Origin of the sequence: Streptomyces sp. M41(2017), assembly GCF_002078175.1 — a bacterium.
Lineage (GTDB): Bacteria > Actinomycetota > Actinomycetes > Streptomycetales > Streptomycetaceae > Streptomyces.
The window spans coordinates 670,853-682,482 of the sequence record NZ_MWFK01000002.1; the positions used below are offsets into that span (position 1 = coordinate 670,853).

The following is an 11,630-nucleotide window of genomic DNA, read 5'->3' on the forward strand; positions in this document are numbered from 1 at the left end:
CCACCACGCTCCGCCGCCCCCGGGCGGCGGAGCCGCACCACGCACCCGCAACCATTGAGAAGGACCATGCGACGCCACAGCGCCCGGCTCACCCACGACTCCACCGTCCTGCCCTGGCTCGGTGCCAACTTCTGGTCCCGCACCGGCGGTCCGCTGATGTGGCGGAACTACGACCCGAAGACGGTCCGTGAGGAACTCGGTGTGCTCCGCGACCACGGGCTGACGATGACCCGGTCGTTCTTCTACTGGCCGGACTTCCACCCCGAGCCGCACACGATCGACGACGAACTCTGCGAGCGCTTCGAGGACTTCCTCGACGCCCACCGGGAGGCGGGCATGGGGACCGTGCCCACGTTCATCGTCGGGCACATGTCCGGAGAGAACTGGGACCCGGTCTGGCGGGGCGGCCGGGATCTGTACGAGGACGTCTGGATGGTCGGCCGCCAGGCGTGGTTCGTGTCGCGGATGGCCCGCCGCTTCAAGGACCACCCGGCGGTCACCGGCTGGCTGATCACCAACGAGATGCCCGGCTACGGGCGCGTCTATCAGGTGGACCCGCCCTCCTCGGACGTGGTGACGGCGTGGGCGCAGGCGATGTGCAACGCGGTGCGCGCCACGGGCGCGACCCAGCCGGTGTCCCTGGGCGACGGCGCCTGGGGTATCGAGGTGACCGGTCGCGACAACGGCTTCTCGCTGCGGGACACCGCCGAGTACGTCGACTTCGTGGGCCCCCACGTGTACCGCTCGGACACCGACCGGCCGCGCCAGCACTACCGGGCCGCGTTCGAGTGCGAGCTGGCCGCGGTGACCGGACAGCCCGTCGTGCTGGAGGAGTTCGGGCTCTCCACGGACACGGTCTCGGCGCGCAACGCGGGCGTCTACTACCGCCAGACCCTGCACAACTCGCTGCTCGGCGGGGCCACCGGCTGGATCGCCTGGAACAACACCGACTACGACGACCTCTGGGACCAGTCCCCCTACGACCACCACCCCTTCGAGATGCACTTCGGCATCACCGACTCCACCGGCGCCCCCAAGGAGCCGTTGCGCGAGATCGCCGCCTTCGCCGACGTGCTGCGCGCCGTGGACTTCGCCGGCTGCGCCCGCGCGGACGCGGACACCGCGCTGGTCGTGCCCGCCTTCCTGGAACGCGGATACCCCTACAGCCGGCCCGCCGACCGGCCGCTCATCTTCACGTCCCTGCACCAGAGTTACGTCACCGCGCGCGCCGCGGACCTGCCCGTGGCGTTCACCCGCGAGGCCGACCGCCTCCCGGGGGACGCGTCGCTGTACCTGCTGCCGGCCACCCGCCAGCTCACCACCCGCACCCGCCGGGAACTCGCCCGACGGGCCGCGGCGGGCGCCACCGTGTACCTGTCGTTCTGCTCCGGCGAGCACCCCGCGACCCGCGGCCCCTGGTTCGACGACCTCGACGGGCTGTTCGGCGTGGAGCTCCAGTTGTCGTACGGAGTGGCCGAACCGATCCTCGACGACGTGCTGGAGATGACGTTCACCGAGGACTTCGGGGGTCTGCGCGCGGGCGAGGTGCTGCGGGTGCCGGTGGCCGGGAACGAGGACAGCCGCGCCTATCTGCCCGTCGAGGCGCGCGGCGCCCGGGTCGTCGCGGTGGACGCGCACGGCCGACCCGCCCTGCTGGTGAACGAGACCGGCGCGGGCCGCACGGTCCTCGCCACCTATCCGCTGGAGCACATGGCCGCCCGCACTCCGCACGCGAACCCGGACTCGACATACCGGCTGTACGCGGCGCTGGCGGAGGTGGCGGGGGTGGAGCGTCCGGTCACGGTCGCCGATCCGCACGTCGCGGCGGACGTTCTCGCGCACACCGACGGGCGACGTTTCGTCTGGCTCGTCAGCCAGAGCCCCGAGCCGCTCACCGTGGCCCCCGTCACCGACGGCACGCTGCACGACCTGCGGTCCGGCGCCCAGGTGTCGGACGTGACGATCGACGGCTTCGGCGTCACGGTCCTGGAGCTGCGATGACCTCTCCCCCGTACCGCGAACCGTTGTACCGCGACCCGTCGGCGCCGGTGGCGGAACGCGTCCGCGACCTGCTGCGACGGATGACGCCGACGGAGAAGGTCGGCCAGGTCAACCAGCGCCTGTACGGCTGGCACGCGTACGAGCGCACCCCGGACGGACACCGGCTCACCGGCACCTTCCGCGACGAGGTGAGCGCCTTCGGCGGCATGGGCGCGCTCTACGGGCTCCAGCGCGCCGACGCGTGGTCCGGGGTCGGTTTCGAGGACGGTCTCGACGCGCGCGACGGAGCCCGCATGGCCCACGAGGTGCAGCGGCACGTACGGGAGAACACACGGCTCGGCATTCCGGTGCTCCTGGTGGAGGAGATGCCCCACGGCCATCAGGCCCTCGACGGGACGGTGCTGCCGGTGAACCTGGCGGTGGGTGCCACCTGGGATCCGCCGTTGTACGCGGAGGCGGTGGCCGGTGCCGCCGCGGAACTGCGGGCCCGGGGTGCGCACCTGGCCCTGGTCTCCGCCCTCGACGTGGTGCGGGACCCGCGCTGGGGGCGCACCGAGGAGTGCTTCACGGAGGATCCGTACCTCGCGGCGCGGATGACCGAGGCGCTGGTCGAGGGCGCCCGCGCGTCCGGGATCGGCGTGGTGCTCAAGCATTTCGCGGGGCAGGGTGCCTCGGTCGGGGGGCGCAACAGCGCCGCCACGGAGCTGGGGACCCGGGAGCTGCACGAGATCCACCTGGCAGCCGCCCGGGCCGGTGTGTCGGCGGGCGCGGCCGGGGTGATGGCCGCCTACAACGAGTTCGACGGTCTGCCCTGTGTCGCGAATCGGTATCTGCTGACCGGTCTCCTGCGTGACCGCTGGGGGTTCGAGGGTGTCGTCATGGCGGACGGCGGCGCGATCGACCGGCTGGTCCGGCTCACCGGTGACCCGGCGGCCGCCGCGGCCCGCGCGCTCGACGCCGGCTGTGATCTGAGCCTGTGGGACGCTTCGTTCGCGCGTCTCGCCGAGGCCCTCGACCGCGGGCTGGTCGCGGAGGAGCGGCTCGACGCGGCGGTGTCGCGGGTGCTGTCGCTGAAGTTCCGGCTCGGCCTGTTCGAGGAAGAACCGGCGGGCGCGATCGAATCGAGTGGCGTACAGGTCGGTACCGCCCTCAAGCGGCAGGTGGGCGAGGGCAGTTCGGCCGGACCGGGTGATCGCCCCCGCCCGAGTGTCCCGACCGGTCAGGACGGCGTGACCGAACGGGTCGGTCAGGGCGACGGGGCCGGACCGGTCGGACCGGCCGGTCCGGGTGAGCGCATCGCCCGTGCTTCGGTCACCCTGCTCGTGCACGAGGGCGACGTCCTTCCCCTGTCCCCCGGCACGCGGCGGATCGCCGTGCTCGGCCCGAACGCCGATGCCGTCTCCCCCCTGCTCGGCGACTACACGGCACCGCAGCGGCCGGGCACCGGGGTCTCGGTCCTCCAGGGCATCCGCGCGGCGGCTTCGCCAGGTACCGAGATCACGCATGCCGAGGGATGCGCCCTGGTGGGGGACGACGTCTCGGGGGTGGCCTCGGCCGCCGCGCTCGCGGCGGCCGCCGAGGTCGCGGTGCTCGTCCTGGGCGGGTCGAGCGCCCGCTCCGGGGACACCGTCTTCGACTCCAACGGCGCGGCGGTCACCGGGTCCGGGCCGCCCTCCGGCATGACGTGCGGCGAGGGCGTCGACCTCGCGGACCTGTCGCTGCCGTCCGGTCAGCGGGCGCTGCTGGAGGCCGTGTCCGCGACGGGGACGCCGGTCGTGGTGGTCCTGGTGCAGGGCCGCCCGCACGCGGTGCCGGCTCCCCGGAGCAGCGCGTGGGCGCTGCTGAGCGCCTGGTACCCGGGTCCTCTGGGTGGCCGGGCGGTGGCCGACGTGCTCTTCGGGGACGCCGAGCCCCGGGGCCGGCTGCCGGTGTCGGTGCCGCGCTCCGCCGCGCACCTGCCCGTGTTCTACAACGCCAAGGACCACCGGTACCGCGGCTACGTCGACCAGAGCGCCGAGGCGGAGCACGCGTTCGGCCACGGCCTGTCGTACACCACCGTCGCCTACGGCGCGCCCCGGCTGTCCCGGGAGCGGGTCACCGCCGATGCGTCGCGGCTCGTCTGCCGGGTCGCGGTCCGCAACACGGGTGCCCGGCCGGCCCACGAGACGGTACAGCTGTACGTGCGGAGGCTCTCCGGCGGCACGGCGTGGCCGCGGGTCCGGGAGCTGCGCGGTTTCGTGGCGCTCGACATCGCACCGGGGGCGGAGGCGGAGGCCGTGTTCGAGATCGGCCCCGACACGCTGGCCTCGGTCGGCCCGGACCATGAACGCGTGGTGGAGGCGGGGGTGGTGGCCCTGGAGACGGGACCCGCCTCCGACCGCACCCAGGGGGCTCGGCTGGAGATCGACGGCGGGAGGTCCGGCCCGGTGACTACCACTGATACGGGAGGTACTTCCCGTCGAGGGTGATGACGACGCGGTCACCCGCGGGGTCGGGGACGCGGCGGACGTCGAGACGGAAGTTGATGGCGCTCATGATGCCGTCACCGCACTGCTCGTGGATCAGTTCCTTGATGGTGGGCCCGTAGACCTGGACCACCTCGTAGAGGCGGTAGATCGTCGGGTCCACGGGAACCGCCGCGTCCAGGGCGCCGCGCGTCGGCTGGAGCTGGAAGGCGAGGGCCGCGTCGTCACCGAGTTCGAGGAGTGCCGCGGCCGTCGCCGCCGAGTCCTTGTCCATCGGGTGCTGGCCGAGCAGGGCCGCCGTGGTCCAGGCGAGCGGTTTGCCGACGGCCTCGGCCAGTTGCGCCCAGGTGACTCCGGTCCTCACCTTGGCCTGCCGGACGGCTTCGGCGGCTTCGTGCTTGCTGAGCATGCATGTCTCCGTTCCCGGACCGCGCTCCTCGCGACACGCGGCCCAGCGTAGGAGATCGCATCCTGCCGGACAACGGCACGCCACGACGGGGGACTTCGATGAGGCGGTCCCACCAACTCGTTTTGCTCGCGGACGACTTGCCGCCCTCTGGGGGCGGTCAGGATCGCGGTCGGGCGTCGGTCATCCGCGTCCGTCGAGGCCCCGCAGTGCCGACTCCGCGGCGCGCAGGTGTCGTTCGACCGGGCCGAACGAGATCAGCCCGCTGCCGGCACCGGCGTACTCCCCCGCCGCGCGGGCGAGTTCGTCCCTGGAGCGCCGCAGGACACCCTCGTGTCCGACGGCCGAGGCCGCCCGGGCGAGCAGACACCACAGGGCCTCCTGGAGCAGGTCGTGCGGCGGTCTGGGGACGGAGTCGAGGGCCCGGCGGGCCTGCACGGTCTCACCCTCGCCCGCCAGGAGCAGCGGCCGCACCCACGGTTCGTACGGGCCGGGGTCGACGGCGTCGAACGTTCCGGAGCGGGGGAGGTCGTCGCCGCGCATCACCGGGACGAGGGCGACCAGCGCGGGTGCGCCGTGGGCGAGGCCGGGCATGCCGCAGTCCGCCGTGGCGGCGAGCGCTCGCGCGTAGAGCGGCCGGGCCGCTTCCCAGCCGTCGGTCTCGCAGGTGCGCAGGGACCGGTACCAGGAGGTGAACACCCTTGCCAGCGGGCGTTCATGACGGTGCGCCAGACGGTCGACCGTGTCGGCCTCCTCGTCGGCAGCCGTGAGCCGGCGCAGGGCGCCGAGCGCCTGGAGGCGTACGAGGCGACCCAGGATCTCGTGGCTGGGCAGACCGTGTCCGGCGGCGAGGTTGGCCAGTTCGTCGCCGAGGGCCGCGCGCCGCGCGGCCAGGCCGCAGCTGCCGAAGGCCTGCATGAACGCGCCGTTCAGGGCGAACGCCAGCAGCGCCGGGTCACCCTGACCGCGGGCCAGCCGGACCGCCTCCTCGGCGGAGCGTTCGGCGCGGGTCAGCCAGGGTTCGGCCGCCGGCTCCGCACCGGCGAACGGGAGCGGCCCGTCGGCGGCCGCGTCGCCGCGCGACTCCACCGCCACGACCGACAGCAGCCGTGCCCGGAGCGCGGGCGGCGCGTCCGGCCCGAGTTCCGCCGCGCTGCGGGCGGCGGCCCGCACCAGCGTCGCGGCCTCGCCCGGGTCGTCCGCGCGGGTCCAGACCGCCGGCACGTCGTAGGAGCCGATGACGCGGGCGGCCAGGTCCGCGTCGCCGGTGGCGCCCGCAGCCGCGACGACGGCTCCGCGGTGCTCACGGGCCTCCACCAGTCCCTCCGCCCCGGTCACGGCCAGCTCACGCAGGAGGCCGGCGGTGGCGTGCAGCCGCGCCCGCGACCGGGCCGGCACGGACCGCTCCCACGCGGCGGCCGCCCGCCCCCACACGTCGTCGGCGGCCGCCGGGCCGGCCGGGTCCGCGGTCCGGGCGTCCGTCGCGCCCTTCAGGATGCGTTCCTCCGCCCGGGCCAGGGCCGGTCCCGGGTCCATCCCCAGTTCGTCGGCGAGGGTCTCCCGGGCGCGTCGCAGTACGGCCAGCGCGTCTCCGCGCCGCCCGGAGCGGTCGAGGGCGGTGGCCAGCAGGACCCAGCCGTCCTCCCTCCAGGGATGTGCCGTGACGTGGGACTCCAGGTCCGGTACGGCCTCACGGGCGGCCCCCGTGGCGATCAGCGCGTCGGCCCGCCCCTCGACCGCCCGGAGCCGCAGTGACTCCAGCCTCGCCCGCTCCGGCGCGGCCCAGCGCGCCTGCGGGAAGTCCGCGAGCGCGGGCCCTCGCCACAGGGCGAGCGCCTCGTCCCACACGGCGGCCGCGTTGCGCGGGGCGGCGGCGTCGGCCCGCGCCACCGCTTCCTCGAACCGTCCCGCGTCCACCGCTTCGCGTCGCGCCCGCAGCACGTATCCGGGGCCCTCGGTGACGAGCAGGGACGGCGGCCGGTGCGCGGGGCGACCGGGTTCCAGGGCGCGGCGGAGCGCGGCGACGAAGGTGCGTACGGCTCCGAGGGCACCCTTGGGCGGCTCGTCCTCCCAGAGATCGGCGACGAGCCGGTCGACCGGGACGACGTGGTTGCGGGCGACCAGGAGTCTGCCCAGCACCTCGCGGTGGCGCGGGGCACCGAGCGGCATCGGGGCTCCCTCGTCGTCCCAGGCCGCCACCGGCCCCAGCACTCCGAACTGCACGCCCACCGCACGGCCTTTCCGCGAGCCCTGACCCGGGGGCCGGGAACTCGCTCATCGATCACTGATCCGGCGCCCGCAGCATGGACGACGTCCGGGAGATCCCGGACGGACCGGAGGCCGGCGGACCGGGCCGAGCCGATCGGCGCGGGACGCGTCCGTGCCCTGCCTCGGGGGCCGGACCTCCACCCTGCCACGAGTACCTGGAGCTGTTGTGACACCCCTGAGCATCCCCGGATTCGCCCAGCACCGCGTGCGGGTCGACGACGGTGTCTTCCTGCACGCGGCGGTCGGCGGCAGCGGGTCGCCGGTCGTGCTGCTGCACGGCTTTCCGCAGACGCATCTCATGTGGCGGCACGTCGCCGCCGATCTCGCCGCCGACCACACGGTCGTCTGTCCCGACCTGCGCGGCTACGGCGCCAGCGACAAGCCCGCGGAGACCGGTCCCGAGGTGTACTCCAAGCGCACCATGGCGAGGGACGTCGTCCGTCTGGCGGCGGAGCTCGGGCACGAGCGCTTCGACCTGGTCGGTCACGACCGCGGCGCCCTCGTCGCCTTCCGCGCCGCCCTGGACCATCCGAGGGCGGTGGCCCACGTGGCCGTACTCGACGTCCTGCCGACGCTCGACATGTGGGACGCGCTGCACGGCGTGTCCGCCGCGGTCGCCTTCCACCTCTACCTGACGGCTCAGCCGCCCGGCCTGCCCGAGCGGCTGATCGAGGGCGCGCCCGACGCGTTCTTCGGCCACTTCCTCGACGTGTGGGCCAACGATCCGCGGGCGGTCCCCTCCGGCGTCCGCCGCCACTACCTCGACGCCTGCGCCGCGGCGGTGCCGTCGATCGTCGCCGACTACCGCGCCTCCGCCGGGGTCGACATCGACCACGACAGCGCCGACCGGGCCGCCGGGAACCGGCTGGCCATGCCCGTGACCGTGCTCCAGCAGGACTGGGGTGCCGCGCTCGGCTTCCAGGCCGAGCAGCTCTGGAGCGCCTGGGCGCCGGACCTGCGCCACCGCACGGTGGACTGCGGGCACTTCATGGCGGAGGAGGACCCCGGGCTGATCGGTGCCGAGATCCGCGCGCTCGGCGAGCGCTGACCCCCTCTCACCCGCACGACCCCGTCAGGCCGTGGCCGGAGGATCCTGCGGCACGAAGCCCAGGTCGACGGGGGTCGTGGGCGGGCCGTCGCTCCGTACGGCCGCGAGCAGGTCCGGGAGTTGCGGCGGCCACAGCGGTTCGACGGCCGCCGACAGCTCGTCCGGCGTCCACCACCTCCCGCGGAGGATCCCGTCGGCGGCGTGCGCCGAGCCGAGTTCGCCGGTCAGGTCCCGGCGGGGACCGTGGGTGAGGAAGATGTGCTCGTGCTGCCGCACGGGGACGCCGATCCTGGTGAAGTCGTGTTCCCACAGGCACAACAGCGTCCCGTCGAGGGGGATGTCGTCCCAGCCGGTCTCCTCGCGGAGCTCGCGGCGGGCGGCCTGAAGCGGTGTCTCGCCGGGGTCCAGCCCGCCGCCGGGCAGCGCCCAGTGGACGCCGACCTCCTCGTTGTCGTACCGGAACATGAACACGGCACCGGCGGGATCGAGCACCACGACTCTGGCCGCCTGCCTGGGGATCCGCATCCCCACACGGTGTCAGAGCGACAGGGCCGTGTCGATCGAAGGGTGAACGACCTCGACCTATACACTTAGGTGAGGCTAACCTAAAGTTGCACGAGTGGATGAAGTAACCGACACCGATGCCGGGTTGGCGGCCTGGGCCGACGACGTCCTGGCCCACCTCGACGCACGGCACCGGCTCGACCAAGAGCTCCTCGTGGCACTCGGGCGCGAACCGAATCTGCGCGAGGAGACCCTGACCCGCATGGCGGAGGCCGTGCGGGCGGCCGCCCTGGGGATCGACGCCGCCGGATGCGCCGCGGCCGCCGGGGTCCCCGAACGCCTGCTGCTCAACTGGCGGGCCTCGGACCCCTCGTTCGAAGAAGCCATGACCGCGGCGACCGGCCTGCGCCGGTCGCACGGGCACAGCGAGGAGAAGCCCCTCCCCCTGACCCCGCTCGAACTGCGCACGCTGCTCACCGTCATCCGCGCGGGTGCCGCGGTGGGCGCCGCGGGCGCACGCGTCGGGGTGTCACGCCGTCGACTGGACGAGGCGCGCAGGCGGCGTCCGGAGGTGAACGCACTCGTCCTCGCGGCACGCCGCGCCCGGGCACCGAAGTCCGCCCGCCGGAGCGGATCCTCGTACGGACACCGGTACCGGCTCCTTCAGGTCGACGGCGACCCGGCCGTCGGATAGCCGCCGCTCGCGGCACCCCGAACGGCGCCGGCACGACCGGCCTCACACCTCGCCACCCTCGCGCACCCCGCGGCCGACATCGCGTGCACCGCCGACCAGCGCCCTCGCGCACGCGGAGGCCGACGTCGAGTGCGCCACCGACGTCGTGCCGCGCGAGCTGCCGACCGACAGGACCTGAGAGGGTCCGCGGGTGTCCCAAGGTCAGGAGCAGGGGCGGCCCGGATAGTCGTCGCTCTCCGGTACGCCCGCGGCGCGCATCCTGCCGAGGACCTCACGCAGGACCGCCTCGTCGTCGATCCCGAGCGGGCCGTTGACGTCCCGGTCGAAGACCAGCGTCTCCGTCGCGGTGTGCCAGATCACCCACCTGAGCGGGTCCGGTGACACCCCCAACTCCGCGTGGGGATCCGTGCCGTGCGTCCGTACGCTCATGCCGTCGCCTCCACTGTGTCCTGGCCCGCGACGTACGTCGCGACCACCTCGATGTCGCCGATGCGCGAGACCTCCACCGACCGCGGATCGTCCGCGAGCACGGCCAGATCGGCCCACTTCCCCGGCGTCAGACTGCCCAGACTGTCCTCCCAGCGGCACGCGAAGGCCCCGGCGACGGTGTACGCGCGCAGCGCCTCGTCCACCGTGACGCCCTCGTCCGGGCCGATCGTCCGGCCCGATCCGGAGGCCCGCTCGACCATGAACTGCACGGCCCGCAGCGGTGATCCGTCGGTGACGGGCCGGTCGGAGCTGCCGACCAGCGTGATGCCGTGGTCCAGGAAGCCCCTCCCCCGGTAGAGCCAGGGAGCCCGGCCCGCTCCCATGATCGCGGCGTAGTCGTCGCCGAAGGAGCGCAGGAAGTTCGGCTGGACCACGGCGATCACACCGAGCCGGGCGAACCGCTCCAGTTGGTCGGGCCGGATCAGGCCGGCGTGCTCGACACGGTGCCGTGCGTCCGTACGGGGCCGGAGGCGCTGGGCGTGTTCCAGCGCGTCCAGGGCGACATCGGCCGCCCGGTCCCCGATGGCGTGGACGGCGAGCTGCCACCCCGCGAGGTGTCCGTCGACGACGGTCGCGGCGAGCACCTCGGGATCCTCCTGCAACCGGCCCGCGTGGTCGAGGCCTTCGTAGGGTTCGCTCAGGGCGGCGGTGCGCGCCATCATGCCGCCGTCGGTGTAGATCTTGAGCGCTCCCACGGACAGCCAGGCGTCGCCGAACCCGGTGCGCAGGCCGAGGTCGAGGGCGCGCGGGATGCCGTCGGACGGGTGAGTGGTCGCCTCGTGCAGCCGGTCGGCGGCCACCATCAGCTGCACCCGCAGCGGCAAGGCGCCCTGTTCGCGGGCGAGTTGGTAGGCGCCGAGCTCGACGGGACTGTGGCCGAACAGCGCGCCGCCGATCCCGGCCTCGGCGACGGCGGTCACCCCCTCCGCAAGGCACTCCCGTGCGGCCCGGCCGATCGCGTCCGCGAGTTCCTGCTGGGAGTGGGGCAGCCGCAGGGCCCGGGCCGCGCCCATCGCCCCCTCGGCGAGGAAGCCGTCCTCGTGCTCGATGCCGGCCGGGAGCAGGTCGAGGACGGCGGTGCTGACCACGCATCCGTGGCCCGAGTCGTGCATCAGGAACACTTTGCGCCCGCCGCCGGCCTTGTCGAGTTCCACGGCCCTCAGATGGCGTCCCAGGGCCCGCTGGTCGTAGCCCGCGAGATGGACCCAGCCGTCGACGGGGACCTGCGCGGCGACCCCGGCGACAATGGTGAGCGCCTCCTCCACAGTGGTGCACGACGCGATGCTCGGCGTGCCCGACTTGAGTCCGGTCCAGGCCAGGTGGACGTGGCTGTCGATGAACCCGGGCAGTACGGTGGCCCCTTGGAGGTCGACCACGCGGCGCGCGGGCAGCGAGGTCACCTCCTCGTCCAGGCCCACGATCCGGCCCCGCCAGATGCCGAGGTCGTGGGCGACGGGCCGGTCGGGGTCCATGGTGACGAACCGCGCGTTCGTCAGTCGCGTGCAGAGCATCGCCGGGTCAGCCCGTCCGCCGCATGCTCTCCACGAGGCTCTTGGGGCGCATGTCCGTCCAGTTGCTCTCGATGTGGTCCAGGCACGCGCGGCGCGGGCCGGGGCCGTGCACCACGGTCCAGCCGGCGGGCACGTCGACGAAGTCGGGCCACAGGCTGTACTGGCCCTCGTCGTTGACGAGCACGCGGTAGAGGCCTTCGGGGTTCTCGAACGGGTTGGTCATCAGATCTTCCTCACGGTCTCT

Annotated in this window: 10 protein-coding genes; 4 read left to right on the forward strand and 6 right to left on the reverse strand. The window is 73.9% G+C overall.

The window, feature by feature from the left end:
- Window positions 1-66: 66 nt before the first annotated feature.
- On the forward strand, window positions 67-2,001 hold the full coding sequence (locus B0675_RS28625; RefSeq protein ID WP_081222496.1) for a cellulase family glycosylhydrolase: 1,935 nt from the start codon (window positions 67-69) through the stop codon (window positions 1,999-2,001).
- Window positions 1,998-4,469 (forward strand): glycoside hydrolase family 3 N-terminal domain-containing protein, encoded by a 2,472-nt coding sequence (locus B0675_RS28630; RefSeq protein WP_081222497.1) that lies wholly within the window; start codon window positions 1,998-2,000, stop codon window positions 4,467-4,469. The genes B0675_RS28625 and B0675_RS28630 overlap by 4 nt, the downstream gene beginning before the upstream one ends.
- Here the strand turns inward: B0675_RS28630 and cynS are convergent.
- The gene (gene cynS / locus B0675_RS28635; RefSeq protein ID WP_081222498.1) at window positions 4,432-4,875 is read right to left on the reverse strand and encodes a cyanase; all 444 of its coding nucleotides are present in this window, start codon (window positions 4,873-4,875) and stop codon (window positions 4,432-4,434) included. The two genes, B0675_RS28630 and cynS, sit on opposite strands and share 38 nt — an antisense overlap.
- Window positions 4,876-5,055: 180 nt before the next feature.
- Entirely contained in the window at window positions 5,056-7,101 is a 2,046-nt protein-coding gene (locus B0675_RS28640) for a BTAD domain-containing putative transcriptional regulator (protein ID WP_081222499.1), read from the reverse strand.
- A gap of 205 nt (window positions 7,102-7,306) precedes the next feature.
- On the opposite strand from B0675_RS28640, the gene B0675_RS28645 reads away from it, so the two are divergent.
- Window positions 7,307-8,188 (forward strand): alpha/beta hydrolase, encoded by an 882-nt coding sequence (locus B0675_RS28645; protein ID WP_081222500.1) that lies wholly within the window; start codon window positions 7,307-7,309, stop codon window positions 8,186-8,188.
- Between the two features lie 24 nt (window positions 8,189-8,212).
- Here B0675_RS28645 and B0675_RS28650 read toward each other — a convergent pair whose 3' ends face one another.
- Window positions 8,213-8,713 carry an NUDIX domain-containing protein gene (locus tag B0675_RS28650; protein ID WP_081222501.1) on the reverse strand — a complete coding sequence of 167 codons (501 nt, stop codon included), beginning with the start codon at window positions 8,711-8,713 and terminating at the stop codon, window positions 8,213-8,215.
- Window positions 8,714-8,807: 94 nt separating this feature from the next.
- On the opposite strand from B0675_RS28650, the gene B0675_RS28655 reads away from it, so the two are divergent.
- A complete protein-coding gene (locus tag B0675_RS28655) occupies window positions 8,808-9,386 on the forward strand; it encodes a hypothetical protein (RefSeq protein WP_143661131.1) in 579 nt (192 codons plus the stop codon).
- A gap of 201 nt (window positions 9,387-9,587) precedes the next feature.
- Here the strand turns inward: B0675_RS28655 and B0675_RS28660 are convergent, their stop codons facing one another.
- Genes B0675_RS28660 through B0675_RS28670 form a run of 3 tightly spaced genes read right to left on the reverse strand, consistent with a single transcriptional unit; the run spans window position 9,588 to window position 11,609 of the window.
- Entirely contained in the window at window positions 9,588-9,815 is a 228-nt protein-coding gene (locus B0675_RS28660) for a hypothetical protein (RefSeq protein ID WP_081222503.1), read from the reverse strand.
- The gene (locus B0675_RS28665) at window positions 9,812-11,386 is read right to left on the reverse strand and encodes an amidohydrolase (RefSeq protein ID WP_081222504.1); all 1,575 of its coding nucleotides are present in this window, start codon (window positions 11,384-11,386) and stop codon (window positions 9,812-9,814) included. Before B0675_RS28665 ends, B0675_RS28660 begins: the two co-directional genes overlap by 4 nt.
- A 7-nt stretch (window positions 11,387-11,393) precedes the next feature.
- Window positions 11,394-11,609, reverse strand: coding sequence for an MbtH family protein (locus B0675_RS28670; protein ID WP_081222505.1), 216 nt, complete (start codon window positions 11,607-11,609; stop codon window positions 11,394-11,396).
- Window positions 11,610-11,630 lie beyond the last annotated feature (21 nt).